A 26,810-nucleotide genomic window follows, 5' to 3' on the forward strand; every position below is an offset into this window, starting at 1 on the left:
CCGTTTGTGCTTGCAGCCGGGACAAGCCCGGCCGCGGCGCGACGATTGGACCACCATATCCGCTAGCCGAAGGGGCGTCTCAACGAATGAAAAAAGAAATCGGAGTGCTGGAGCGGCCGTCAATCGGCCCGGGCATGCTGCTGAGCCTGCAGCATCTGTTCGCGATGTTCGGCTCGACCGTGCTCGTGCCGAACCTGCTCGGCGTCGATCCTGCCATCTGCCTGCTCATGAACGGCATCGGCACGCTGTTCTACATCCTTATCACCAAAGGCAAGATTCCGGCCTATCTCGGCTCGAGCTTCGCCTTCATCGTGCCGGCTCTGACCGTCATCGGCACCCAGGCGTCGGGAGGCGGCTACGCGGCCGCGCTCGGAGGCTTCATCGCCGCCGGCGTCGTATTCACGATCGTCGCCATCATCGTGCAGCTCGCCGGCACCGGCTGGATCCACGTCCTCTTCCCGCCGGCCGCGATGGGCGCGATCGTCACCGTCATCGGCCTCGAGCTGATCCCGGTCGCCGCGGGCATGGCCGGCTGGATCAACCGCAGCCCGGGCAGCGACTGGACGCCGAATACGGATGCGATCCTGCTGTCGATCGCCACGCTGCTGCTCACCGTGCTCGGCTCGGTGCTGTTCCGCGGCTTCCTGAAGATCATCCCGATCCTGATCGGCATCGTCGGCGGCTATCTGCTCGCCTGGGGCATGGGACTGACGGGAGAAGCGGGCAAAGCCGTGGGAGAAGCCGCCTGGCTGAAGCTGCCGGTGTTCACCACGCCGGAATTCCACTTGAGCGCGATGCTCGTCATCGTGCCGGCGGCATTCGTCGTCATCGCCGAGCATGTCGGCCATCTGGTCGTCACCGGCAACATCGTCGGCAAGGACCTGTCCAAGGATCCGGGCCTGCACCGCTCGATGCTCGGCAACGGCATCAGCACGATCCTGTCCGGCTTCGTCGGCGCGACGCCGAACACGACGTACGGCGAGAACATCGGCGTGCTGGCGATCACGCGCGTCTACTCGACGTTCGTCATCGGCGGCGCGGCCGTCATCGCGATCGCGCTCAGCTTCCTGGGCAAAGTGTCGGCGCTCATCGCCTTCATCCCCGAGCCGGTCATGGGCGGCGTATCGCTGCTGCTGTTCGGCGTCATCGCCGCCTCGGGACTGCGCATGCTCGTCGAGTCCAAGATCGACTACGGCCGTCCGACGAACCTGTACCTGACCACGATCGTGCTCGTCGCGGGCCTCAGCGGCGCGAAGATCGTCATCGGCGACTTCTCCCTGTCGGGCATGGGCCTCGCCACCGTCGCCGCCATCGTGTTCAGCCTGCTGTTCAAGCTGTTCGAGGTGACCGGCCTGTCCAACGACAAGGAAGAGTCGGCTCACTGAGCCGGCTTGCATTCAAGCCCTTGCATCAAATGAAGCCGGGACGAATCGGAGACGGACTCCGCTTCGTCCCGGTTTTGCTTCCTCTCCGTTTTCGGCCCGATCGGCATGGATGTCCGAATCTAAGCGGATAATTCCTCCAATTTATCCGGTAGGTTGTCCGAAACCGCCCCTTTATACTGGGAGGGATCGTTGAAATCGCTTCCAGCAAGCAGGTAAATTGAAAGCGCTTAACCTCTCTTGCCGAAGCCAACGAGAAGAAGGAGCTGATGAGATGTTCAAGAAATGGAGCGCCGCCGCCCTCGCGGCCTGCCTGCTCGCGCCGCTGGCCATCCCGCCTGCGGCCGCAGCGGCCGCGCCGGCGGACAGCGCGCAATCGCCCGGGCGCCAGCAGCCGTACGCCTGGAGCCGCGCCGCCGTCGTCGGAGGCGGCTACATTCCCGGCATCATCTACAGCGAGGCGGAATCCGGGCTCGCCTACGCGCGCACCGACATGGGCGGCGCCTACCGCCGCGACGCCTCGACCGGAGGCAAGTGGAAGCAGCTGCTCGAGGGCGTCGGCATGGAGGAATGGAACCTGCTCGGCGTCGAGAGCATCGCGGCCGATCCGTCGGATCCCGACCGGGTCTATGCCGCTCTCGGCACGTACACGAACGACTGGACGGACATGAACGGCTTCATGTACCGGTCCGGCGACCGCGGCGACAGCTGGCAGCGGACGGAGCTTCCGTTCAAGCTCGGCGGCAACATGCCGGGGCGCAACATGGGCGAGCGGCTCGCCGTCGATCCGAACGACGGGCGGGTGCTGTTTTTCGGAGCGCGCAGCGGCAACGGCCTCTGGAAAAGCTCCGACGCCGGCGCGACCTGGGCGCGCGTCGCGTCGTTCTCCGCGGTCGGCCAAGTCGCGGACGACTATATGAAGGATCCGCTCGGCATCGCCTGGGTCGTCTTCGACAAGACCACCGGGCAGCCGGGCCGCCCGACGCCGACGCTCTATGCCGGAACGGCTGAGCGGACGAGCCCGATCTACCGCTCGACGGACGCCGGCGAGACATGGCAGCCGGTTCCGGGCCAGCCGGAGCAGGGCTTCCTGCCGAACCGAGGAGTCCTTGCCCGCGATGGCCGCCTCTACGTCAGCTACGCCAAGGACATCGGGCCTTACAACGGCGGAGAAGGCTCGCTCTGGGTGCTCGATACGGCGAGCGGCGCCTGGACCGACATCAGCCCGGAAGGGGCCGGCTCCACCTCCAGCCCGTACGGCGGGCTTGCGGTCGACGCGCAGAACCCCGACATCGTGATGGCCGCTACGCTGAACAAATGGTGGCCGGACGAGCAGATCTACCGCAGCCTCGACGGCGGACGCAGCTGGACGCCGTTCTGGACATTCGGCACTTATCCGGAGCGCGACAACAAGTACGAGCTGGATTATGCCCTGTCCCCGTGGCTCGACTGGGGCCGCAAAACCGATCCGCTGCCGGAGACGTCGCCGAAGCTCGGCTGGATGATCGGCGACCTCAAGATCGACCCGTTCGATTCCGACTCCTTCCTCTACGGGACCGGAGCGACGATGTACGGATCGGACAACGCGACCGCGATGGACCGTCCGGTCACGGTCGGCGGCGACGTGTACGGGAAGGTGCGCATCTCCGTCAAAGCCGAGGGCATCGAGGAGACCGCCGTGCTCGGCCTGGTCAGCCCGCCGTCCGGCGCGCCGCTGCTCAGCGCGATGGGCGACATCGGCGGCTTCCGGCATGCCGACCTGAGCCGCGCGCCCGAGATGATGACGAATCCGTATATCGGCTCCAGCACCGACATCGACTATGCCGAGCTGGATCCGAACCGTGTCGTGCGCGTCGGCAACGTCTCCGGCAGCGATGTCGGCATCGGCGTCTCGCATGACAACGGCGTCACCTGGCAGCCCGGCACCAATCCTTGGGGCGGCGGCGCATCCGTGAACGGCGGCTTCGTCGCCATGGGCGCCGATGGCGGCTCGATCGTCTGGGGAGCGGAAGGCCAACCGATCCATCATTCGGTCGACGACGGCGCGAGCTGGACCGCATCGGCAGGCATCCCGGCCGGCGCGGTCGTCGCCTCGGACCGGGTCGATCCCGAGCGCTTCTACGGCTTCGCGGAAGGCGTGCTGTATGCGAGCGAGGACGGCGGAGCGACCTTCGCGCCGAGCGGCGCCGAGGGACTGCCGCGCAAGATCACGAGCAAGCTCAAAGCCGTGCCCGGCCGGGAGGGCGAGGTATGGATCGCCGGCGGACGGGACAACAAGAACCCGGAGGACGCGTTCGGGCTATACCGCTCGACCGACTCCGGCGCGACGTTCGAGCGCCTGGACGGCATCGAGGAGGCGGTCACGATCGGCTTCGGCAAAGCCGCTCCGGGACAGGATGAGCCGGCCTTGTACAGCTACGCCAAGCTGGACGGGCAGTGGGGCATCTACCGCTCCGACGACGGCGGCGCGGACTGGATCCGCATCAACGATGACGCCCATCAGTTCGGCGCCGCCAACCGCGCGATCACCGGCGATCCGCGCGTGTACGGCCGCGTCTACGTCGCGACGAACGGCCTCGGCATCGTCGTCGGCGAGCCGTCCGGCGAGATCGAGCCGCAGCCGGGCACGAGTCCCGACCCGCAGCCGAGCGCGGAGCCGAGTCCGAGCGTGAGCCCGGACCCGCAGCCGAGCGCGGAGCCGAGTCCGAGCGTGAGCCCGGACCCGCAGCCGAGCACGGAGCCGAGTCCGAGCGTTAGTCCCGACCCGCAGCCGAGCGCGGAGCCGAGTCCGAGCGTGAGCCCGGACCCGCAGCCTAGCGTTGATCCGTCTCCGACAGCCGCCCCTCCGGCGCCCCCTTCCCCGACGCCGGCTCCGACGGCGAGCGCCGCGCCGTCCGCGGCGCCAAGCGCTTCTCCGGCCGCATCCCCATCGCCGTCCGCCGCTCCGCCTTCGTTCGCCGACGTGACCGACGCGCATTGGGCTGCGGAAGCCGTCGCCGGACTCGCGAGCCTCGGCCTCGTGCAAGGCACAGCGAACGGCCGCTTCGAGCCTGCGCGGCCGATTACGAGAGCTGAGTTCACCGCCCTGCTCGTCCGCGCGCTGCGCCTGCCTGCGGCCGAGGCGGGGGCCGCGCCGTTCGCCGACGTGCCGGCCGGCTCCTGGCATGCGGCCGCAGCGAGCGCCGCGTCGGCCGCCGGCCTCGTGCGCGGCACCGCGAGCGGCCGCTTCGAGCCGGACGCGCCGCTGCGCCGGCAGGACATGGCCGTGCTGCTCGAGCGCGCGCGGCAGCGGCTGGCGGCATCGCGGAACGCGCCGCTGGAACCCGCCGCCGCCGCGTTCCGCGATGCCGGCGACATTTCCGGCTACGCCCGCGCTTCGGTGCAGGCGCTGGCCGCGGCCGGCATCCTCGGCGGAGACGCCGAGGGCAGGCTGCTGCCCACCAAGTCCGCGACGCGCGCCGAAGCGGCGGCCGCGCTCTGGCGCTTGCTGCAAGCTGCACCGCAAGGCTGAGCCGCAGCCGGAACTTGCCGCCCCGCTCCGGCAGCGGCCCGCAGCACGCCGCTCCCTTGTCCATTCAACGATGGCCGCAGCCCAGGCAAAGGATGCCCGGGCTGCGGCTTTTCACGCTGCAGCCTGTCCAAGGCCGGTGCGGCATATCTGTTGCGAATCGTCTTGTCCGAGGCATCATGGACGTTCCGAGAATCAACGCTAACAACGCCTGAGACGCTTAGCCGGCCCTTTTTTGCCTTTCCGGCAGGCTAACGACTCCTCACGCGCTTAACGACTAGTTTCGCCTTCTATCCGGGCTGATTCCGGCCTTTTTCAGCCGCTAAGCTCATCACGCGTCGTTAACCAATCGAAACCTCTGCTTTTATCGTTCTAACAAGCCGATTCGTCGTAAGGCAGCCACATGAATCGGCGAATGAAAGGTTCCGGACATCCGACGGGCTATCTTGCTCGGGTAGGACATGGCCGGGTCAGGCCGCGCCTCGCATGCTGCCGGCTCATCCTCGCAGTCCGCCCCTCCGGTTCACTTCGCCGCTTCATAGGGCCGATCCCATGTCGTAAAGCCTCCTAGCTCGGCGCACCTTTTCCCAGCCGTCGAATAAGATGGGCCATGGGCCGACGGGTCTTGCGGAAAGGCCGGACAACACGCCTGCGATGGCCCTGCAGACAGGCGGGCCCGTGTGTCTGGCGAGCGGCTTGAGCCAGGGAGCCGGCACCTGGCCCGCTTGGAAGGGCATTTCCAACGCTCGTCCCGCTAGCGCCTCTCCGGCCTCCGCTGCCGAACCCCGACGCTGAGCCCGCTTGCGCCTCTCCACACTCCGCGGCGGAGCCTCGACGCTCGTCCCGCAAGCGCCTCGCCGGCCTCAGCGCCAGCCTCAGCCGCTGGCTTCCGCAAGCCGAGGCTGCAGGGCCTCGCAAGCGCCGCGCAGCCGGTTTTTCCTTCTTGAGTGTGGTCGGCCGGAAGAGTATACTAGACAAGACTTTCAACCGAAAAGGCAAAGGAGTGAAACGCCATGGAAGGCGATAGGCCGAAGCCCGTCCCGACAGCAAGACCCGCAAGCAAGCATCGCGATAGACGACAAGCCGGCCCCGCCTCTCCTGGCGGATGACCTCCCTCGCCTGCCCGAAGCGCCATCCCTCCGCATCCAGCGGCTGAGGAAGGCCGCTTCGGCGTGCCGCGCCGCGGTCTCCCCCGGCTTCTCCTGTCGTCCTCGCGCACGAGAGGAGACCGAGACCCATGAAGATTCGCATGGTCAACAACGGCGTATTCACGCCTGTGGACGAGCTGGAGCACACGCTCACCCCTCCGCTGGAGGGCTTTTACTGGATCGATGCCGATGTCGAGGATCTCGCCTATCTGCAGCCTCTGTTCGGCCTGCATGACCTGGCGGTCGAAGACTGCCTGACCGAGGAGGAGCAGCGCCCCAAGATCGAGCTTTACGAAGGGCATTATTTCATCGTCATCAACAGCATCCGCTTCGACGACGAGGAGATTTTCCTCCGCGCGCTGAACATCTTCCTCGGACGCCACTACATCATTACCGTCACCAAGCAGAAGATCAACGAGCTGCGATCGCTCAAGCCGATCCTGTGGGAGCAGGAGGTCAGCCGGCCGGACCGGTTCCTGTACCACCTGGTCGACATCGTCGTGGACAACTACTTCCTCGTCGGCGACCGCATCGAGGCGCGCATCGAGCGGCTCGAGGAAGACATCCTGATGCACACCAAGAAGTCCCATCTGAACGAGATCATCGGCCTGCGCAGCGAAATCCTGTGGCTCAAGAAGGTGCTCGGGCCGCAGCGCGACGTCATCGCCACGCTCAACAAGAAGGACCTGCGCCTGATCGACGACCAGCTGCAGAAGTACTTCAGCGATATTTACGAGAACGCCGTCAAGATCACCGAGACGTTCGACACCTACCGCGATCTGATGGGCAACTTGCGCGAGGCGTACCAATCCAGCCTCTCCAACCGGGCGAACGAGATCATGCGCGTCTTTACGGCGCTGACGACGATCTTCATGCCGCTGACGTTCATCACCGGCATCTACGGGATGAACTTCGCGCACTTGCCCGGCGAGACGTTCTACTACGGCTTCTACATCCTGCTCGGCTTCATGCTGCTCCTCGGCGGGGGCATGTTTCTCCTCTTCCGCAAAAAGGATTGGCTGTAACCGCCGCGTCGGCCCGAACGGAGTTCGAGCTTGAATAAATCGAAAGCCCCCTTGCCTGTCGGCCGCGGCCGACGAGCAAAGGGGCTTTTCTCTATTCTCCGCCAGGCCGAAGGCTCGGCCGCCGCGCGGCGGCCGAGGGCTCCGTCAGGAAGTCAATCCCGCTGGCGGCAAGCCGCTCCCCGGGCCGTCCGCATCGCCGCTGCGGGCGGCCGCCTGCTCCGCTCCCCGGTGGAAGTCGACGCGCTGGAGCAGCAGCCAGCCGAGCACGAAAAAGGCGGCGACCGACAGGATCGCGGCGCGGCTCGAGCCGGTCAGCGTCGCGCTGAGCGAAAAGACGAGCGGGCCGAGCACCGAGGTGAACTTGCTGCTGAGCGCCAGGAAGCCGAACCACTCGCCGGAGCGGTCCGGCGGCACGAGCCGCGCGTACAGCGAGCGGGCCGCCGCCTGGCTGCCGCCCTGTACGAGCCCGACGAGCGTCGCCAGGACGAAGAAATGCAGCGACGTCGTCATGAAGTAGCCGAGGATGACGATGCCGAGATAGATCAGCAGCGAGGCGCTCAGCATGCGCTTGGCCCCGAAGCGGCCGACCAGCCGGCCGAAGCCGAGCGTCGCGGGCAGGCCGACGAACTGCGTCACGAGCAGCGCGAGGATGAGATCGTCCGAATCGATGCCGATGCCCGCGCCGTAGATCGTCGCCATGACGATGACCGTGCTGATGCCGTCGTTGAACAACCAGAACGCCGCCATGTACTTGAGCAGCTCCGGATAGCGCCGCAGGCTGCGCAGCGACTGGGCGATGCGGCCGAACGACGCTCCCGCCGCCTGCAGCACGGTCGGGCCGCTCCTCATCGGCTCCGCAGACGCCGGCCGCTCCTTCCAGCGCGTGAACAGCGGCAGCGAGAACAGCAGCCACCAGACGCCGACCGTGGCGAACACGACCTGCGTCGCGGCCGTCTTGCTCGGAAAGCCGAGCGCCTCCCACTGCAGGATCATGACGAGGTTGATCGCCAGCAGCGCCCCGCCTCCCGCGTAGCCGTAGGCGTAGCCCTTGGCGCTCACCGCATGGCGCTGCTCCTCCGGCACGCCGTCGCGCAGCAGCGCGTCGTAGAACGTGTTGCCGGTGGAGAAGCCGACGATGCCGAGCACGAGCAGGCAGGAGGCGAGCAGCCAGTCGCCTTCCCCGGCCAGCGCCATCAGCGAGCTCGATGCCGCTCCGAGCACCGTGAAGGCGATCAGGAAGCGCAGCTTCGAGCGCGAGAGGTCGGCTGCGGCGCCGGCCAGCGGCGCCAGCACGGCGACGAGCAGCATCGCGATGCTCTGCGTGTTCGCCCAATACGACTGGGCCGCGCCGTCGGCAAGTCCGCTTGCGGCCACTCCTTCGTAGTAAACCGGCATGACGGCTGCCAGCATCGTCGTCGCGAACGCGGAGTTCGCCCAGTCGTACCAGATCCAGCCTCGGACCGCTTTTCGATCCATCCCAAGTTCCCCCGTTTCTTGCGGGCGCAGACCGCCCCTCGGATAGAGCTTCGCCGCTCTCTGTCCGATTCCTGCACCCGCTCCGGCCGCTCCTTCCTTGCTTTTTCGTAAAGGCTGCCCGCTTTGCTCTGCGCCTCCGGCTTGGATATACTAGGAAGAAGAGTGATAAAAAAGTCTTATCGAACGGAACCGAAGCCTCGGTTCGAGGCGAGAAAGGAGAGCTGCCCCTGAATATCAGCCAGCTGGAGACGCTGCTTACCATTTCCAAAACGATGAGCTTCCGCAAGGCCGGCGAGCTGCTCAACCTGACCCAGCCCGCCGTCTCCGCCCAGATCAAAAGCCTGGAGGAGGAGTTCAAGACGGTGCTCGTCGACCGCAACCAGCCGGTCACGCTCACCGATCGCGGCCAGGTGTTCCTCGACCACGCCACGCGCATCCTCGACATCGTCGAGGAGCTCAAGCAGAAGCTGTCCGACTTGAACCATACGCCGCAAGGCCATATCGTGCTCGGCACGACGAGCTCCATCGCCATCCAGATCCTGCCGCGCGTGCTGTCGTATTTCCAGAACCAGTTCCCGCTCATCAAGACGACGATCCATACGATGCCGTCGGCGCAGGTGCTCTCCAGCGTGGAGAACGGCAGCGTCGATCTCGGCCTGACCTATCTGATGGAGCATAATCCCCATGTGCGGACGGCAACGCTGTACTATGACACGTTCGAGCTCGTCGTCTCTCCGCGCCACCCGCTCGCCTCGCTCAAGCACGCGTCGCTGGACAAGCTGCGCGATGTGCCGCTCATCATGCTTTCGCCGGACACGCTCGGCCGCCGCTTCGTCGACCGCGTCTTCGCCGAGCACGGCATCGCGCCCAACATCGTCATGGAGCTGTCGAGCAGCGAGGAGGTCAAGCGGATGGCGGAGATCAATCTCGGCGCCGCCGTCGTCTCCAAGCAGTCCATCGCGAGCGAGCTGCGTCTGGGCACGCTGCGCATGATCAAGGTGAGCGAGCTCGAGGTGAGTCATCCGGTCGGCGTCGTCTACAAGTCGGGGCGCTATCTCAATTCGGCGATGCAGCAATTCCTCAGCGACCTCAAGGGCATGCCCGAGGCGCAGTTCATCAGCAGCGAATAGGAGGCCTTTCCATGAAATTCGACCTGCATACCCACCACTCGCGATGCGGCCACGCCGAGGGCAGCATCGAGGACTACATCCGCGCCGGCATCGACGCCGGGCTGTCCGTCATCGGCATCTCCGACCACTCGCCGTATTTCGGCAGCGAGGAGGATCATCCGCAGCCGGGCATCGCGATGGCCCGCAGCTCGCTGCCGGGCTATGTCGAGGAGGTGCTGGCGCTCAAGGCCAAGTACGAGGGGAAGATCGAGGTGCTGCTGGGGATGGAATCCGACTTCTTTCCCGAGCATGCCGAGACGTACCGCCGCGCGTACGAGCCGTATCCGTTCGACTATCTCATCGGCTCCGTCCATCTCTCGGGGGGCAAGAGCATCTTCAACCGCAACCGCTGGAAGGGACTGTCCGACCTCGTGCAGATCGAACAGAAGCGGGACTACTATGAGCTGATCCGCCAATCCGCCGTCTGCGGCATGTTCCAGGTGCTCGGCCACATCGACGCCATGAAGGGCTACTATCCGGCCTTCTCGGACATCCCGGCATCCGAGAGCATCGACCTGACGCTGCAGGCGATCTCCGGCAGCGGAGCGGCCATCGAGATCAATACGTCCGGCAAGACCAAGACCGTCGGCGGCTGGTATCCGTCCGAAGCGATCCTCGAGCGCGCGCTGTTCTACGGCGTGCAGGCGAGCTTCGGCTCCGATTCCCATGTGCCTTCGCGGGTCGGCGACGAGTTCGAGGAGGTTCGCGCCAAGCTCAAGGAGATCGGCTTCAAGGAGTGGGTGTTCTACCGCCAGAAACGTCCGGTGGCCGTGCCTCTCTGAGGCCGCAGCTCGGAAAAAAGACAAAAAAAGTGGACCTTCCGGAAGGAAGGTCCCAAGAAATATTTATTAAAAGGGGGTCATGCAACTATCATAACCGCTCCTTGTAATAATACCGTGACAGGATTATTTCAATTGTGTAACAAAACGCATGTCTCCCCCGTTCTTCGGACAATCTGCTTGAAGGAGATTCCGTCTTATGCCCGCTGACATGCCCTGGCTCCTGGTCGCGATCGGCAGCGCCCTCGTCTTCGGCCTCGCCGGCTGGTGGATGAAGGTGTCCCAGATGAAGCAGGGCGGCCGGACGGCGCTGCTGCTCGGCCTTTATGCGTCCGGCACGGCCGGGTTCGCGGCGCAAAGCTTGACGGACGGCGGCTGGTCGGCGCTCGGCGACTGGCGGCTCTGGCTCTATGGCGGCATCGTCGGCGCCGGGTCGGCTTGGGGCAACGCGGTCTTCATGAAAGCGCTGGAGCACGGTCCCGCCAGCATCACCTCGCCGATCACGAACCTCAACATTGTCCTCGTCGTGGCGATGTCGGTCGCGTGGTACGGCGAACGGCTCGGCCCCGCAGAAGCGGCCGGCATCGCGCTGCTGCTCGGGGCGGCGGTGCTCGTCGCGATCCGCCCGGCGGAGAAGCTGCGCCTCTCCAGCCGCCTCTGGTACATCTACACCGGCGCCGCCGTCCTGCTGTTCACGTTCCGCAACGGCGGCCTCAAGGTGACCGGCGAAGCCGGACTGCCCTCGTCGGCCGTCCTGTTCAGCGGCTATGCGCTGGCGCTGCTCTGGTTCGCTGCCGCCGCATGGCGCGAGCAGGCCCGCTCGGCTGCCCCGCGACCATCTCCGGACTCGCCGACCCCAGCGGTGCGGAGCGAGGCGGCGGCGCGCTTCCGCATCGGCCTGCGCCATGGCCTGCTCGCCGGACTGTTCTCCTACGGGGGGCTCCAGCTCTACGCGCTGGCGCTCGAGACCGGCCCTGCGGGCCTCGCCGCCCCGATCTTCGCGACAAACAGCCTTGTCGTCGCGGCCGGGTCCATCCTCGTGTACCGGGAGCGCCTGACAAGGCTGCAATGGCTTGCTTTCGCCTGCCTCATGGCAGGGCTCGTCGTCATCCGGCTGTAGCCGTCCGGCTCAGCTCTTGGTCCGTCCGGACAGCCGCTGGATGCCGAGCCGCTTCTTGGCCCATTGGCGCAGCCGGTACAGAGGCGGCTGCTTCATGACCGAGCCCCAGCCGTCGTACTTGCCGCCGCCCCCGCCGAGAACGCGGTACAGCTCGTCGACGCGGCCGTTGACCGTCTCCAGCCGCACGTCCTCATAGCGGCTGATGACGAGCGGATACGGATAATCCGGCTCCGGCTCCCCGCTCTTTCCTTCCTCGATCCGATAGCCCATCCCTTCCAGCTTCATCCGCATCATCATGCGATCGTCCGAATCGCGGAACAGCAGCCAGTGGTAGACGTTGCGCGGCTGGCGGATGTCGTCCCCGCGGTTCAGCAGCGCATACACCATCTGCGCATTATGGATGAACAGCTCCTCCAGCGTGTCCGGCATCATGAAGCGGTAAAATTCCCACTGCGGATCCGGCTTGGCATAGTATTGCAGCCGATAGCCCTGGTGCTCGCGGATCATGTTCTCCAGCGGCTCCAGCACGGCGTCGGACGCGATATAGTAATAATATTCCAGCCTCTTGGGCGTATTGATCCTTCCGGCATAAAAGGCTTCCCCCCCGGCCAGCACCGCTTCCTCCAGGCGCTGCTCCAGCTTCTCCAATTCGGCAATCATGGCGGCCTTTTTCTTCTGACGGCTGCGCACCGAATACAGGTTGATCGTGATGGAGAGCAGCCGGGTCAGCTCGGAGGGAGGCGTTTCTTTTTTCCAGGCGCAATTGACGAGAATCCTCATCTGCTCCTTGGACTCCGTCATGCGTTCAAAAAATCCCCAATCGTCCGGCATGGAGTCTCCTCCTCTCTGGTGGGTCCGTTCCACTCATTATAGCGAAACCTCGCCGCCATCTCATCCTTTTTTGCCAAGCATCTTACTCAAGAGACGAAACTCTACCTGAAAAGTTGCGCTTCGCGCCTCTTTTCCACAACCTGGCCACGCCCGATCTCAATCCGTCCGCAAAGAAAAAAGAACCGCCCCCTGCCGCAGTCTCGGGAAGGGACGATTCTTGGCCTTAATCTTACAGAAGCGCGTCGATGGAATAAGCTCCCGCTCCGGAAAAAGCAAGCGCAAGCGCGGCCGCGATCAGCACGAGATTGTACTCGTAGCCGTTCGATGTCGACCAGATGCCGTTCGCTCCGTGCACCTTCGCGATCGCGACGAGCATCGTCACGACGATGAGGGCGGCGGCCACCCACATCCACAGGCCGAGCGCGAGCAGCAGTCCGCCGAGCAGCTCCGCTCCTCCGGCCAGCACGGCCATCAGCACCCCCGGCTTCGCCCCGATCGACTCCAGCCAGCCGGCCGTTCCCTTGATGCCGTAGCCTCCGAACCAGCCGAACAGCTTCTGCGCGCCGTGCCCGATGAACAGCAGGCCGACGACGACCCTCAAGATGAGCAATCCCGTATCCAACATTGCAACCCTCTCCTTTATCGTCTCTTGTTTGTTTCGATGGACTAATCTTATATCCATAACTAACTAAAGTCAAGTAAATATATTTAAGTTATTTAGTGGGCCGCAGTCACTTACATTTCCTTAGTCAATGTGGTACAATAGCGGCAACAGAAGGAGTGATGCGAATGGACTACTCCACGATGTGCCCCAAGTATGAGGCGGCGATCGAGCTCCTCGGCAAGAAGTGGACGGGCCTGATTATCCGCGTGCTGCTCGGAGGGCCGAAGCGGTTCAAGGAAATCAAGGAGCAGATTCCGGAGATGAGCGACAAGATGCTGACCGACCGGATGAAGGAGCTCGAGACGAGCCAGATCGTCAATCGCAACGTATATCCGGAGATGCCGGTCCGGATTGAATATGAGCTGACCGAAAAAGGACGGAACCTCAAGCCGGTCATCGAATCGATCCAGGACTGGGGAGAGAACTGGCTTTGACCCCCGCCTTGCCGCCTTCGGGCGGCTTTTTCGTTTTGCTAAAAGCCTATGTGCGATTCGGAGGATTTAGGACCTTGCCGGCTGGGACTTGCTCGAGGATAGTGGAAACGCTTCTTCGAGGGGCTTATACTAAAGAGGACATCTATAAGCGGACAGTGAGGGTGAGGCATGGACAACGAAACGATCAAGCAGGCCTATGCGGATCTGGGGCTCGATCCCGCTGCGACCAAGGAGGACGTGGAGAAGCGGTACGACCTGCTGCTTCGCCGCGCTCGCAGCAGCCGGTCCGGGGCGCAGCTGCAGGAGGGACAGGTCGACCTGGAGCGGATCAACGCCGCCTATCGCACCATCCAGAACCAGGATCGCGAGGCATCGACCGAAGCGTACAACGAGCAGGCCTACGGCAAGTACAAGGGCATGGCTCCCGCGATGCAGAAGCTCGACCATTTCTTCAGCTATTATAAATTTCATCTGCTGGGAGCGATCGTGCTCATCGCCGCCGTCGTCTACGGCATCAACGCCTATCAGGACAAGAAGCGCGAGGAGGCCGAGCTCGCCAAGCTGCCCCCGGCCGCGATCGCCGTGTCGTTCTTCGGCCAGTTCATCGGCGCCGACGGCAGCAGTCCGATCGGCGGCGGCGTCGACCTGAAGCCGGCGGAAGAGCAGATCGTCAAGCGGTTTCCCGAGTGGAAGCGCGCGATCGTCCACCTGACCTTCGTCCCGGAGGAGCCGCAGTCGAGCCAGGATATGGCGATGGTCCAGAAAAGCCTCATCGACCTCATCTCCAACAAGGACGACGTCTACATCCTGGACAAGCCGAACTTCGAGAAGCTGGCGCGGGACAATGCCCTCGTCGATCTCGGCCCGCACGCTTCGTTGCTGGGCCTGGCTGCGGACGACAGCCGCGCCGTGCATACGGCGACGACGGATGCCCCGACGACGGAGCAGTGGTTCGGCGTCGACGTCTCGGACAGCCCGCTCATCAAGAGTATGGGCCTTGCCGGCAACACGTTCATCGCCGCCGTCCGCGGCGACACGCAGAAGCTCGACAACTCGCTGCAGCTCATCCAGGCTGCGGCATCCGATACGTCGGCTCCTTGATCGCTCCTGTCCATCGCTGGAAAAAGACGGCCTCTCGGCCGTCTTTTTTGTTCCGGGAGCGATGCGGGAGCTGCTGCCGCTTCGCAGACCCTCGTGCTAATGCTTTGAAACCTGACTCCGCTTCGCGGAGCGGGGACTCGTTCCGATCTGCCTAGAGCCCGGATTCCTTTCATCCCAATTTCCCAGCAGGGTGGAATCCCGCCTCCTAGGGAACCGCTGCCGCTTCTCCACGAGCCCCCGCCCGCTTCGCTCCAGGTTCCAAGCCAACTCGTCTCATGCATGGCGTTCGCTGCATGGAGCAAGATGAGACATTGCTCCACCTGACCGTCGGCACCCGAGTTGCTCGGTTTTTCCGCGCAACGCGCTCCTTTTCGCCGCCTCCGCACCCGAGCTGCTCGGTTTTTCCGCGCAACTCTTCCTTTTCGCCGCCTCCGTACCCGAGTTGCTCGGTTTTTCCGCTCAACTCTTCCTTTTCGCCGCCTCCGTGCCCGAGTTGCTCGGTTTTTCCGCTCAACTCTTCCTTTTCGCCGCCTCCGCACCCGACTTGCTCGGTTTTTCCGCGTAACTCTTCCTTTTCGCCGCCTCCGCACCCGAGTTACTCGGTTTTCACGCGCAACGTGCTCCTTTCCGCCGACCCCGCACCCGAGTTGCTCGGTTTTTCCGCGCAACGCGCTCCTTTCTGCCGACTCTGCACCCGAGTTGCTCGGTTTTTCCGCGCAACAATTCCTTTTCGCCGCCTCCGCACCCGAGTTGCTCGGTTTTTCCGCGCAACGCGCTCCTTTTCGCCGCCTCCGCACCCGACTTGCTCGGTTTTCACGCGCAACTCTTCCTTTTCGCCGACTCCGCACCCGAGTTGCTCGGTTTTTCCGCGCTCGCCGACTCCGCACCCGAGTTGCTCGGTTTTTCCGCGCAACGCGCTCCTTTCCGCCGACCCCGCACCCGAGTTGCTTGGTTTTTCCGTGCAACTCTATTCGCTGCGGGTTGAAGCAGCCTTTTACTCCTTTAGCCTTGTGAGGTGTGGGGACCGGCTAGCTGCATTGGGCTTGTCCCTGTGCTTAAACGTTTTCTGACCTATGCAGCTTGCTGCATGCCTTATACGGCCGGTAAGTCCGGGCTGTGCGTAGCGCTGCCGTCTCCCTGGTATGCGGGAGATGCCCCCCTCCCCCCAAAAAGGGGGGAGGAAGACGCCTAGGGACAGGGCAAGCGAAGCGAGCCGATGCCTTTCGGAGAAGCGGCAGCGGTCCTCTTGGAAGACGGATGCCCTCCGAATCGGAGGTTGGGCAATCCAGGCATCCGGCTTCCAGTGGAATCGGAGAAAGGCTCGGCTCGCGCAGCGGTATGCTGTCCTGCTCCGTCCTGCTCCGTTCTCCGGCTCTCACGGAGAACGAAAGGCTCGGCTCGCGCAGCGGTATGCTGTCCTGCCCCGTCCTGCTCCGTTCTCCGGCTCTCACGGAGAACAAGCGGCTCGGCTCGCCCAGCGGCTTGCCTGTCTGGACAAAGCAAAAAGCCTCCCGCGCCGCCTGCTAGGCAGGCAACGCGGGAGGCTTTCGTCCATCGAGCTTAGAAGCTCAGCCAGTTCTTGAACAGCTGGGCCGTCGTGTCGCGGTTGATCGCGGCGATCGACGTCGTCAGCGGAATGCCTTTCGGGCAGGAGCGCACGCAGTTCTGCGAGTTGCCGCAGCCCTCGATGCCGCCGTCCTCCATGAGCGTCTCCAGGCGCTCGGCCTTGTTCATCTCGCCCGTCGGATGGGCGTTGAACAGGCGCACCTGCGAGATCGCAGCCGGGCCGATGAAGCTCGAACGGTCATTGACGTTCGGGCAGGCCTCGAGGCAGACGCCGCAGGTCATGCATTTGGAGAGCTCATAGGCCCACTGGCGCTTCGTCTCGGCCATGCGCGGTCCGGGACCGAGGTCGTACGTGCCGTCGATCGGAATCCACGCCTTCACGCGCTTGAGCGCGTTGAACATGCGCTCGCGGTTGATGACGAGGTCGCGGACGACCGGGAACGTGCTCATCGGAGCGACGCGCACCGGCTGCTCCAGCTTGTCGACCAGCGCGCTGCACGCCTGGCGCGGCTTGCCGTTGATGACCATCGAGCAGGCGCCGCATACTTCCTCGAGACAGTTGGACTCCCAGATGACCGGGGTCGTCTTGCCTCCGTCGGTCTTGACCGGGTTGCGCTGGATCTCCATCAGGGCGCTGATGACGTTCATGTTGGGACGGTAAGGAAGCTCGAACTCCTCCGTATAAGGAGCCGCTTCCGGCGAGTCTTGGCGGGTGATGATGAATTTGACCGTCTTGCCCGCCTTAACCGGGGTTTCGGTTGCCATGGTCGTTCTCCCTCCTCGTTAGGACTTGCTGCTCGAGTAGTCGCGCTTGCGCGGCTGGATGAGCGAGGTGTCGACTTCCTCGTACGAGATCTCCGGACCTGCAGCCGTCCATGTGGCGATCGTCGTCTTGAGGAACTGGTCGTCGTTGCGGTCCGGGAACTCCGGCTTGTAGTGCGCGCCGCGGCTCTCGTCGCGCAGCAGGGCGCCCTTGGTCATCGCCTCGGCCAGCTCCAGCATGTTCCACAGCTGGCGCGTGTAGGCGACGCCGGCGTTGTTCCAGCGCGCGGTATCGTTGATGTTGATGTTGGAGTAGCGCTGCTTGAGCTCCTTGATCTTGTCGATCGTCTGCACGAGGCGGTCGTTGTAGCGGACGACGGTCATGTTGTTCGTCATCCACTCGCCGAGCTCCTTGCCGAGCACGTAGGCGTTCTCCGTGCCGCCGAGCTTCAGGATCGACTCGTAGTTGTCCGTGCGCAGCTTGACCTCGCGGTCGAAGATGGAGGACGGGGCGTCCTCGGCGGACTTCTTGAGTCCTTTGATGTACTCGACCGCTTTCGGTCCCGTCACCATGCCGCCGAAAATAGCGGACAGCAGCGAGTTCGCGCCGAGACGGTTGGCTCCGTGGTACTGATAGTCGCATTCGCCGCAGGCGAACAGGCCCGGGATGTTGGTCATGCCGTTGTAGTCGACCCACAGGCCGCCCATCGAGTAGTGGACCGCCGGGAAGATCTTCATCGGCAGCTTGCGCGGATCATCGCCGACGAACTTCTCGTAGATCTCGATGATGCCGCCGAGCTTGACGTCGAGCTCCTTGGGATCCTTGTGGGACAGGTCGAGGTAGACCATGTTCTCGCCGTTGATGCCGAGCTTGTCGTCCACGCAGACCGAGAAGATCTCGCGGGTCGCGATGTCGCGCGGCACGAGGTTGCCGTAGGCGGGATACTTCTCTTCGAGGAAGTACCACGGCTTGCCGTCCTTGTACGTCCAGATGCGTCCGCCCTCGCCGCGAGCCGACTCCGACATGAGCCGGTTCTTGTCGTCGCCCGGGATGGCCGTCGGGTGGATCTGGATCATCTCGCCGTTGGCGTAGTTTACGCCTTGCTGGTACACGGCGCTTGCCGCGGTGCCCGTATTGATGACCGAGTTGGTCGTCTTGCCGAAAATGATGCCGGGGCCGCCGGTCGCCAGAATGACCGCGTCCGCGCGGAAGGAGATGACCTCCATCGTGCGCAGGTCCTGGCCGGTGATGCCGCGGCAGACGCCGTCGTCGTCCAGAACCGCGCCCATGAACTCGAAATGCTCATGCTTGCTGACGAGGCCGGCGGCCTCCCAGCGGCGAACCTGCTCGTCCAGCGCGTAGAGCAGCTGCTGGCCGGTCGTCGCGCCGGCGAACGCCGTGCGGTGGTACTGCGTGCCGCCGAAGCGGCGGAAGTCGAGCAGTCCCTCGGGCGTGCGGCTGAACATGACGCCCATGCGGTCCATCAGGTGGATGATGCCGGGAGCGGCTTCGCACATCGCCTTGACCGGAGGCTGGTTCGCGAGGAAGTCGCCGCCGTAGACCGTATCGTCGAAGTGCTCCCAAGGGGAGTCGCCTTCGCCCTTCGTATTGACGGCGCCGTTGATGCCGCCCTGCGCGCACACGGAGTGCGAGCGCTTCACGGGCACCAGAGAGAACAGGTTGACGTGGACGCCGGCTTCGGCCGCCTTGATCGTGGCCATGAGGCCGGCCAGGCCGCCGCCGACGACGATGATGTTGTTTTTAGCCATGTGAGTGGGTCCTCCTTCTCTATCGTGTTATCCGATCCAGGTCCGTACGGCAGCCGACGTCTCTGCGAACTCGTCGCCGCGGAACGCCGCGATGGAGAGCAGGAACAGGGCCGACACGATGACGAACACGCCCATCCAGATGTACGAGGAGATGCGCTGCGCGCGCGGGCCCACGGTGATGCCCCAGCTCACGAGGAAGGACCACATGCCGTTGGCGAAATGGAATACGGCGGCGAGCACGCCGATCGTGTAGAGGACGACGCTGACCGGATTCGTGAAGATTTCGTGCATCTGATTGCCGAGCTGCTCATGCGTCAGCTCGCCGATCAGCACCTGATAGCGGGTCTGATAGACGTGCCATACGACGAAGACGAACGTGATGACGCCAGTGAGGCGCTGCACCGTGAATGCCCAGTTGCGGCCGTATTGGAAGCGGGAATTGTTCCAGTTCGACTGGTAGGCGACGTAAAGGCCGTAGACGCCGTGGAAGATGAGCGGCAGGAAAATGCCGAAAATCTCCAGGAAGTAGATCAGCGGCAAGCCGTTGAGCATCTCGACGCTGTCGTTGAACCCTTCCGGGCCCCCCTCGAACGCCGAGTAGTTGGTGATGGCGTGGTTGACGAGGAACAGGGCAAGAGGCACCACCCCGAGAAGCGAGTGGATCTTGCGCGTCAAATAGGAATTTCCTTTCATAAATAATGCGTTCTCCTTTCCAGCCGTTTGAATGCGTAATCATCATCAGGGACAAACCTTACCCATTTTACAGCCCGTGCCTGAGAGCGTCAACAATTCGCGACAGCATCCGACTTCGGCATGGACACAGATTAGCCACAGTTCCCATCGTACCCTTTTTTCGCTTATAAAGATATTGTTTATTTTTTATACGATGTTATAACATATACGCATAAGGAAACGAGCGACTCGAAAGGATGGGATTCGATGCAGGAAGACCTTCAGCTGTTCGCGGTCATCGTCGAGCAGTCCAGCATGAACAAGGCGTCCGCGCTGCTCAATCTGTCGCAGCCCGCCCTCTCGCGCAAGATCGCCAAGCTCGAGGAGGAGCTCGGAGCTCCGTTGTTCCGCCGCGTCGGGCGGCGCCTCGAGCTGACGCGCATCGGCGAGCTGACGTACGACTATGCCGTGCAGCTGCGCCAGATGCATCGGCAATACCTGCTGACGCTCGCCGAGTTCAAGCAGACCCATCGGTTCACGCTGACGATCGGCGCCAGCCTGACGACGCTGCAGACGACGCTGCCCGATCTCATCCAGGCGCTGACCGCCGGCCATCCGCAGATCGACATCAAGGCCGTCACCGGCAAGACCCATGAGATCGTCTCGCTCGTCCGGGACAAAAAAATCGAGCTCGGTCTGGTGGCATCCGTCATAGACGACCCGCAGCTGCACTGCGTGAAGCTGTTCGACGACCACCTCGAGCTCGTGTTGCCTCGCGGGCGCATGCTGTCGGACAAGCTCGCGATCGAGGATCTGAACGGCCTGCCGATGATCCTGTTCTCCAAGGGCACCTGGTTCCGCACGCTCACCGACGAGCTGTTCGACAAGTTCCGCCTTCATCCCGACGTCCGCATGGAGATCGATTCCTTCGAGGCGATCCTGCGGCTGCTGCATACGTGCGGAGCGGCCACGCTGCTGCCCCGATCCTACATCCGCCCGCAGATGGCCGAGGACAACGACCTGCTCATCGTGCCGCTGCCGGAGCTGAAGAAGACCCGGCGCACGACGTCGCTCATCCACGGCGATCCGGCGCTGCTGGAGCCCGTCGTCCGCCAGTGGATCGCGGAAGCGTCGGCCGGCTATGCGGCGCGCTCGGGATTGCCGCTGAGCGCTCGCGGCGGACTGCCGGGACAGGCGTAGCGCTGCCGGGGAACGTCCCCGCTGCCCGCTCGCAATCAGCGCTCGCTGACCATGTTCTCGAAATCCTCGATGCCCTCGTTCGTGCCGATGACGACCATGATGTCGCGCTCGGCCAGCACCTGCTCGGCCTTGGGCGCGATGACGATGCCTTGCGGCTTGTTGACGGCGACGATGCTGCAGCCGAACCGCTTGCGCGGATCGATGTCGGCAAGCGTCTTGCCCGCGAGGCAGCGCGGCACGGACAGCTCCGCGACGGAGTAGTCGGAGCTCAGCTCGATGTAGTCGAGCAGATTGGGCGAGACGAGCTGATGCGCGACGCGGATGCCCATGTCCCGCTCGGGATAGATGACCCGGTCGGCGCCCAGCTTCTCCAGCACGCGCCCGTGCAGCTCGCTGACCGCCTTGACGACGACCTGCTTCACGCCGGCGTCCTTCGCGAGGATGGCGGTCATGATGCTCGCCTGGATGTCCCCCCCGATGGCGACGATGCAGCAGTCGAAGTTGCGGATGCCGAGCGCGCGCAGCGCCTCCTCGTCCGTGGAATCCGCGCATGCGGTGTGCGTGAGCGTGCCGCTCATGTCGTCGACGAGCTCCTCGTTGCGGTCGATGCCGAGCACTTCATGGCCGAGGTGCACGAGCTCCTTGCCGAGGCTGGATCCGAACCTTCCCAGCCCGATGACGCAAAATTGACTTCCTTTGGCTCCCTTACCCATTGTCTCTCTTTCTTTCCTTTCCTATCCGATGATGATCTTGCCTTCCGGATGCTTGAAGTATTCCTTGCTGGCCTTGGGGCGAAGCGCGTACGCCATCGTCAGCGGGCCGAGCCGGCCGGCGAACATGACGAAGCTCAGCACCAGCTTGCTCACGTCCTGCAGCCCCGGCGTGATGCCGGTGCTCAGCCCGACCGTGCCGAACGCCGACACCGTCTCGAACAAGATCCGCAGGAAATCGCGGTCCTCGAGCGTGCAGAGCACCATCGTCGAGGCGAGCACGATGGCGATCGACAGCATCGTGATGGTGAGCGCCTTGAGGATGCGCTCCTTGGCGAGGCGGTAGCGGAACAGCACGATGTCCTCCTTGCCGCGCAGCATCGCCCACATCGCCGCAGCGAGCGTCATGAACGTCGTCGTCTTGATGCCGCCCCCGGTCGAGCCCGGCGACGCTCCGATGAACATGAGGATAATCATGAAGAACAGGCTCGCCTGGGTAAGCGCTCCGATATCCACCGAGTTCGGGCCGGCGGTGCGCGTCGCGACCGACTGGAACAGCGAGGCGAGCAGCTTGCCGCCCAGGTCGAGCGGCCCCATCGTGCCGGGGTTGCCGTACTCGAACAGGAAGATGACGACCGTGCCCAGCGATACGAGCCCGCCGGTCGCCAGCAGCACGACTTTGGAGTGGAGCGTCAGCCGGCGCTGCCTGCGGAAGTCGACCAGATCGGACAGGACGATGAAGCCGAGCCCGCCCAGGATGACAAGCGAGACGGTGACGAGATTGACGAGCGGATCCGCGACGTAAGCGGTCATGCTGCGGTACTCGCCCATGATGTCGAAGCCGGCGTTGTTGAACATCGAGATCGCATGGAAGATGCCGTAGTAGACCGCCTGGCCGATCGGCATGTCGTACAGGAAGCGGATCGCGTACAGCAGCGCTCCGCAGCCTTCGATGACGAGCGAGTAGAGCAGGACGCGGCGGATCAGCCGCACGATGCCCTCCATCGAGCCCTGGTTCATCGCTTCCTGCAGCAGCAGCCGGTCCTTGAGCGAGATCCGCTTGCGCAGCACGAGCGCGAACAGCGTCGCCATCGTCATGAAGCCGAGACCTCCGACCTGGATCATCAGCAGGATAATCAGCTGTCCCGCGATCGAGTAGTGCGTCCCGGTGTCGACGACGACGAGGCCGGTGACGCATGTGGCGGATGTCGCGGTGAAGAGGGCGTCGATCCAGCGCGTCCCCTGGCCGTCCGCAGTGGCGAACGGCTGCATGAGCAGCAGCGAGCCGAGCAGGATGATGAGCCCGAAGCCGGCGATCAGAATCCGCGGCGGGGATGGGATGAGCAGCTGCTTGAGCTGCAGCCTCCATGCGGTCATAGGCGGGAAGTCTCCTTTTTTTGAACACGACAAAAAGGCACCGGAAACACCCGGTGCCCAGCGCCTGTGTGAGTCCTGTCATGAAGCCTGCGAGGTTAGCTGACGGATTCGGGCGTGACGGCCGCCCTAACCGCCGGGGCATGTCCCCGGCGGCATTCACCCCTGCGGACGGCAGCTGCTCGAGCGGCCGTCCGCGCTGGTTCCCCCGCTTCCGGCGCATCGTCCGGAATTCGGCAGTTTAAAGTTCTATAGGATCGGATTTGATTATATAGGATAAAGGACAGGTTACCAAACGCATCGGCGGGCGATGGCGGCCGATTTGCTTCGTTATTCGGGGCTGGCGGACTTTGCGGCGGATGCTATCCCCATCGCGCTCGCTCTTTTGGCCGCTGGCTCGTCCGCACGCCCGGGCGGCATGGATAAAAGGAAAGCCGCTGTGGTAAGGTTAAACCATGGATCCAACCAGGCAGCGCCATCAGCAAGGAGGACTTCAATGAATTCATCCCGTCTCGATCAAGCTTTTCGAAGGTACGTATGGTATGGCGCGATCGGAGCCGCTTTATTCCTGCTGCTGCAGGTCATCCCTTCGGCAGCGGGGCTCGGCGAGGAGATGGAGCCGGCTCATCCGGTCAGCCGCGAGCAGGCGTTGGCGGCGGCAGCCGACTTCGCCCAGATGCAGCTGGGGTCGCTTCCGCAGAACGCCCATGCCGTGCATCAGGCCGACCGGCTGATGGCCGGCTATGTCGCCAAGGAGAAGCTGGGCAAGACGATGGACAGCAGCGCCGGCCTCAAGGTGCCCGTCGATCTATGGCAGGTGACGCAGAACTTCGAGGACGGCCGGCGGCTGCTCGTCGAGATCGGCATGACGAGCGGCAAGCTCGTCGGCTGGAAGCAGCTGCTCGAGCCGTCCGGCGGCGACAGCAGCGGCTCCCCGCTGGAGGGCGGCGCCCTGGACCGGACTGTGCAGCGGCAGGCCGACGAGCTCGGGATCGGCCAGCTCCGCCGCGCCTTCGCCGGCGAAGGCGACTCCGTCCGCTACGAGGCCGATGGGATCACCGTCGGAGAAGCGAGGCTGACCGTCCTGGCCGAGGGCGAGCGGCTCGAGGGCGAAGGCCGGCTGACGCGATTCCAGCCCGTCTACGAGGTTCCTGCCTCCTACGCGGCCTACACGGAGGAGCAGGACCGGCTCGGCGAACGCCTGTCGCTGCTCGGCAACCTGCTGCCGTCCGGCGTCATGACGCTGCTCGCCATTGTTTACGCGATCGTCATGCGGCGCTTCACGTCGTTCCGCCGGGGCTGGGCGCTCGCGCTGATCTTCCTCGTCTTTTATACGATCAACAACTTCAACCTGCTGGACGGCCTGCGGGCCATCTACGGGGGCGAGGTCAACGCCGAGCTGGCGGCGATGGCGCAGCTCGTCTTCATGTCGGTGCTCACCTTCGCGATGGCGGTCGGCGCTTACTTCTCCCTCGTGGCCGGAGACGGCCTGTGGAGAGCCCAGGGCCGTCCGCTATGGACGGCCGGCCGGGAGCCCGGCTTCGGTGCCCAGGCGTGGAGCGCGATGAAGCTTGCCTACGTGCTCGCCTTCGTGCTGCTCGGCCTGCAGACGCTCATCCTCGGCGGCCTCTCGGCCGCCACAGGCGCCTGGGCGACGACCGACGTCACCCAGTCGCCCTACAACATGTCGGCGCTCTGGCTCATGCCTCTGCTCGCCTGGTGCGCCGCCATCCAGGAGGAGGCGGTATACCGGCTGTTCGGCATCGGACTGCTGATGAAATGGATCAAAAACCCGTTCATCGCCTCGCTCATCCCGACCGTGATCTGGGCGCTCGGCCATGTCACCTACCCGATCTATCCGTCGACCACCCGGCTGATCGAGCTGACGATCCTCGGCCTGCTGTTCTCGTACCTGTTCTTGAAGTTCGGCTTTTTCACCGCCGTCTTCACCCACGCGATCATGAACAGCGTGCTCATGTCGCTGTCGCTGTTCATGACCGGACGTCCCGTCGAAACCGTGGCGGGCGCCATCTACATCGCCGCTCCGATCGCAGTCGCCTGGCTGATGCGAAGGTACGGCATGCAGCGGAGCGCGGCCGCCTATCCGCCGCCGGCCTGACGCCGCATATGAAAAGAGACGAAGCGGACTTCCTAATCGCTTCGTCTCTTTTTGCCTCCGGCCGACCCAGCCGCTACTCCTCGCGGAGCGCCTCGACGATGCGCTCCGCGAGCTTGTCGCCGATGCCGAGCGGGCGGAAGTCCTCGGCCTTCGCCTCGCGGATCTTCTTGAGCGAGCCGAAATGCCTCAGCAGCTGCTTGCGCCGCTTCTCTCCGATGCCGGAAATCGAGTCGAGGCGCGATTCGGTCATGGACTTGCCGCGCTGCTCGCGGTGGAACGAGATCGCGAACCGGTGCACCTCGTCCTGGATGCGCTGCAGCAGGTAGAACTCCTGGCTGTCGCGCGGCAGCGTCACCGGCACCGGCGGATCGCCGACCATGAGCTGCGCCGTCTTGTGCTTGGCGTCCTTGACGAGGCCGCATACCGGCACCTGCAGGCCGAGCTCGTTCTCGAGGATGTCGTTAGCCGCGCTGATCTGGCCCCTGCCGCCGTCGACGACGATCAGGTCGGGCAGCGGTAGCCCTTCCTTGAGCACGCGCTCGTAGCGTCTGCGGATGACCTCCCGCATCGTCTCGTAATCGTCCGGCCCCTGCACGGTGCGCACCTTGTACTTGCGGTATTCCTTTTTGTCCGGCTTGCCGTCGGTGAAGACGACCATCGCGGAGACCGGGTTCGTGCCCTGGATGTTGGAGTTGTCGAACGCCTCGATGCGGCGGATGTCCGTCATGCCGAGATAGGCCGCGAGGCCCGTCGAAGCCTTGACGCTGCGCTCCTCGTCGCGCTCGATCAGCTTGAACTTCTCGTCGAGCGTCACCTTGGCGTTGCCCTCGGCCATCGCCACGACCTCGCGCTTGCGGCCCCGCTGCGGCAGATGGACCTTGACCTTGAGCCAGCTCTGCAGCGAGGCGCGCACCTCGTCGGCGGCCGAGCCGAGCGCCGGCTCGGCGCCGTCGGCCTCGTCCCCGCCGAGCCTCCCGCCCGCTGCGGGCGCGTCTGCGGCGACGCTCTCGGCGGCCGCCGCCTCGCCGTCCTTGCCCGCTGCCGGCGCGTCCGGCAGCGGCAGCAGGATTTCTTTGGGCAAGGCCGGATTGTCGCTGTAGTACTGCGTCACGAACGTCATGAAGTCGTCGTAGGCCTCGCCGTAATACGGGAACGACGTCGTGCGCCGCTCGATCAGCTTGCCGCCGCGCATATAAAGGATCTGGACGCACATCCAGCCCTTGTCGACGGCGAATCCGAACACGTCGCGGTCGAGCGCGTCGGCCAAGGTGATCTTCTGCTTTTCCATGACGGCGTCGATCGCCTGGATCTGGTCGCGGTACTCCTTGGCCCGCTCGAACTCCATCGCCTCCGCGGCCGCCGCCATCTTGCGCTGCAGCTCCGCCTTGACCTCGTCCTGGCCGCCGTTCAGGAAGCGCGCGATCTCCTGCACCATCGACTCGTAGGTGCCGGGCTCGACCTCGTACTCGCACGGCGCGATGCACTGGCCCAGGTGATAGTAGAGGCATACCTTGTCCGGCAGGGTGTTGCATTTGCGGAGCGGATACAGCCGGTCGAGCAGCTTCTTCGTCTGCTGAGCCGCGTAGGCGTTCGGATACGGGCCGAAATATTTGCCCTTGTCCTTCACGATCCGCCGCGTCACCTCGAGCTTCGGATGCTTCTCGTTCGTAATCTTGATGTACGGAAACGTCTTGTCGTCCTTGAGCAGGACGTTGTAGCGCGGATGGTACTGCTTGATGAGGTTGCATTCGAGAATGAGGGCTTCCATGTTGCTCGCCGTCACGATATATTCGAAGTCCCGGATCTCCGAGACGAGACGCTGCGTCTTGCCGTTGTGGGTCCCGTTGAAATACGAGCGCACCCGGTTCTTGAGCACCTTCGCCTTGCCGACGTAGATGATGGTGCCTTCGCCGTTCTTCATCAGGTAGCAGCCCGGCTGATCGGGCAGCAGGGCGAGCTTGCCCTTGATCTGATCCATGGCCCAGAGGCCTCCTTTCCGC

General features: G+C 64.2%; 19 protein-coding genes and 1 riboswitch. Of the genes, 10 read left to right on the forward strand and 9 right to left on the reverse strand.

Annotation, left to right across the window (positions count from 1 at the left end):
• The first annotated feature begins 86 nt into the window (after positions 1–86).
• The 3 genes from uraA to corA all read left to right on the forward strand — a co-directional run bounded on the left by uraA (position 87) and on the right by corA (position 7,063).
• Positions 87–1,385, forward strand: a complete 1,299-nt coding sequence (gene uraA, locus HGI30_RS17680) for a uracil permease (protein WP_168908764.1) — start codon at positions 87–89, stop codon at positions 1,383–1,385.
• 271 nt (positions 1,386–1,656) lie between these two features.
• Positions 1,657–4,893: an S-layer homology domain-containing protein gene (locus HGI30_RS17685; protein WP_168908765.1), complete on the forward strand. Its 3,237-nt coding sequence runs from the start codon at positions 1,657–1,659 to the stop codon at positions 4,891–4,893.
• A 1,234-nt stretch (positions 4,894–6,127) separates the two neighbouring features.
• Positions 6,128–7,063, forward strand: a complete 936-nt coding sequence (corA, locus tag HGI30_RS17690; protein ID WP_168908766.1) for a magnesium/cobalt transporter CorA — start codon at positions 6,128–6,130, stop codon at positions 7,061–7,063.
• Positions 7,064–7,207: 144 nt separating this feature from the next.
• Here the strand turns inward: corA and HGI30_RS17695 are convergent, their stop codons facing one another.
• Positions 7,208–8,539: an MFS transporter gene (locus HGI30_RS17695; RefSeq protein ID WP_168908767.1), complete on the reverse strand. Its 1,332-nt coding sequence runs from the start codon at positions 8,537–8,539 to the stop codon at positions 7,208–7,210.
• Between the two features lie 227 nt (positions 8,540–8,766).
• On the opposite strand from HGI30_RS17695, the gene HGI30_RS17700 reads away from it, so the two are divergent.
• The 3 genes from HGI30_RS17700 to HGI30_RS17710 all read left to right on the forward strand — a co-directional run bounded on the left by HGI30_RS17700 (position 8,767) and on the right by HGI30_RS17710 (position 11,607).
• The gene (locus tag HGI30_RS17700) at positions 8,767–9,669 is read left to right on the forward strand and encodes a LysR family transcriptional regulator (RefSeq protein ID WP_168909947.1); all 903 of its coding nucleotides are present in this window, start codon (positions 8,767–8,769) and stop codon (positions 9,667–9,669) included.
• Between the two features lie 11 nt (positions 9,670–9,680).
• Positions 9,681–10,490 carry a histidinol-phosphatase gene (locus HGI30_RS17705; protein WP_168908768.1) on the forward strand — a complete coding sequence of 270 codons (810 nt, stop codon included), beginning with the start codon at positions 9,681–9,683 and terminating at the stop codon, positions 10,488–10,490.
• 196 nt (positions 10,491–10,686) lie between these two features.
• Positions 10,687–11,607 (forward strand): EamA family transporter, encoded by a 921-nt coding sequence (locus HGI30_RS17710; RefSeq protein ID WP_235680172.1) that lies wholly within the window; start codon positions 10,687–10,689, stop codon positions 11,605–11,607.
• 9 nt (positions 11,608–11,616) lie between these two features.
• On the opposite strand, the gene HGI30_RS17715 is transcribed toward HGI30_RS17710, so the two are convergent.
• Both HGI30_RS17715 and HGI30_RS17720 read right to left on the reverse strand, forming a co-directional pair.
• Positions 11,617–12,438 carry a DUF695 domain-containing protein gene (locus HGI30_RS17715; protein ID WP_168908769.1) on the reverse strand — a complete coding sequence of 274 codons (822 nt, stop codon included), beginning with the start codon at positions 12,436–12,438 and terminating at the stop codon, positions 11,617–11,619.
• A 229-nt stretch (positions 12,439–12,667) separates the two neighbouring features.
• Positions 12,668–13,063: a DoxX family protein gene (locus HGI30_RS17720; protein WP_168908770.1), complete on the reverse strand. Its 396-nt coding sequence runs from the start codon at positions 13,061–13,063 to the stop codon at positions 12,668–12,670.
• A 164-nt stretch (positions 13,064–13,227) separates the two neighbouring features.
• Between HGI30_RS17720 and HGI30_RS17725 the strand changes: the two genes are divergently transcribed.
• Together HGI30_RS17725 and HGI30_RS17730 are read left to right on the forward strand one after the other, a co-directional pair.
• Complete coding sequence (locus tag HGI30_RS17725) at positions 13,228–13,536, forward strand: winged helix-turn-helix transcriptional regulator (RefSeq protein WP_168908771.1); 309 nt, start codon at positions 13,228–13,230, stop codon at positions 13,534–13,536.
• A gap of 168 nt (positions 13,537–13,704) precedes the next feature.
• Positions 13,705–14,637 (forward strand): hypothetical protein, encoded by a 933-nt coding sequence (locus tag HGI30_RS17730; RefSeq protein ID WP_168908772.1) that lies wholly within the window; start codon positions 13,705–13,707, stop codon positions 14,635–14,637.
• Positions 14,638–16,197: 1,560 nt separating this feature from the next.
• On the opposite strand, the gene sdhB is transcribed toward HGI30_RS17730, so the two are convergent.
• From sdhB to HGI30_RS17745, 3 genes are read right to left on the reverse strand one after another with little or no spacing between them, the layout of a single operon-like run.
• On the reverse strand, positions 16,198–16,968 hold the full coding sequence (gene sdhB, locus HGI30_RS17735; protein ID WP_168908773.1) for a succinate dehydrogenase iron-sulfur subunit: 771 nt from the start codon (positions 16,966–16,968) through the stop codon (positions 16,198–16,200).
• An 18-nt stretch (positions 16,969–16,986) separates the two neighbouring features.
• Positions 16,987–18,735 carry a succinate dehydrogenase flavoprotein subunit gene (gene sdhA / locus HGI30_RS17740; protein WP_168908774.1) on the reverse strand — a complete coding sequence of 583 codons (1,749 nt, stop codon included), beginning with the start codon at positions 18,733–18,735 and terminating at the stop codon, positions 16,987–16,989.
• A gap of 27 nt (positions 18,736–18,762) precedes the next feature.
• Positions 18,763–19,428, reverse strand: a complete 666-nt coding sequence (locus tag HGI30_RS17745; protein ID WP_168908775.1) for a succinate dehydrogenase cytochrome b558 subunit — start codon at positions 19,426–19,428, stop codon at positions 18,763–18,765.
• A gap of 246 nt (positions 19,429–19,674) precedes the next feature.
• Here HGI30_RS17745 and HGI30_RS17750 point away from each other — a divergent pair, with 246 nt between their 5' ends.
• Positions 19,675–20,607, forward strand: a complete 933-nt coding sequence (locus HGI30_RS17750) for a LysR family transcriptional regulator (protein WP_168908776.1) — start codon at positions 19,675–19,677, stop codon at positions 20,605–20,607.
• A gap of 35 nt (positions 20,608–20,642) precedes the next feature.
• Here the strand turns inward: HGI30_RS17750 and HGI30_RS17755 are convergent, their stop codons facing one another.
• Together HGI30_RS17755 and HGI30_RS17760 are read right to left on the reverse strand one after the other, a co-directional pair.
• Positions 20,643–21,320: a potassium channel family protein gene (locus HGI30_RS17755; protein ID WP_168908777.1), complete on the reverse strand. Its 678-nt coding sequence runs from the start codon at positions 21,318–21,320 to the stop codon at positions 20,643–20,645.
• A 21-nt stretch (positions 21,321–21,341) separates the two neighbouring features.
• Positions 21,342–22,694 (reverse strand): TrkH family potassium uptake protein, encoded by a 1,353-nt coding sequence (locus HGI30_RS17760; protein WP_168908778.1) that lies wholly within the window; start codon positions 22,692–22,694, stop codon positions 21,342–21,344.
• A gap of 70 nt (positions 22,695–22,764) precedes the next feature.
• Positions 22,765–22,940, reverse strand: a riboswitch (cyclic di-AMP (ydaO/yuaA leader).
• 247 nt (positions 22,941–23,187) lie between these two features.
• On the opposite strand from HGI30_RS17760, the gene HGI30_RS17765 reads away from it, so the two are divergent.
• Positions 23,188–24,810 (forward strand): CPBP family intramembrane glutamic endopeptidase, encoded by a 1,623-nt coding sequence (locus HGI30_RS17765; RefSeq protein ID WP_168908779.1) that lies wholly within the window; start codon positions 23,188–23,190, stop codon positions 24,808–24,810.
• Positions 24,811–24,883: 73 nt separating this feature from the next.
• On the opposite strand, the gene uvrC is transcribed toward HGI30_RS17765, so the two are convergent.
• Positions 24,884–26,788 (reverse strand): excinuclease ABC subunit UvrC, encoded by a 1,905-nt coding sequence (gene uvrC, locus HGI30_RS17770; RefSeq protein WP_168908780.1) that lies wholly within the window; start codon positions 26,786–26,788, stop codon positions 24,884–24,886.
• Between the last annotated feature and the right edge of the window lie 22 nt (positions 26,789–26,810).

This window comes from Paenibacillus albicereus (genome assembly GCF_012676905.1).
Lineage (GTDB): Bacteria > Bacillota > Bacilli > Paenibacillales > Paenibacillaceae > Paenibacillus_O > Paenibacillus_O albicereus.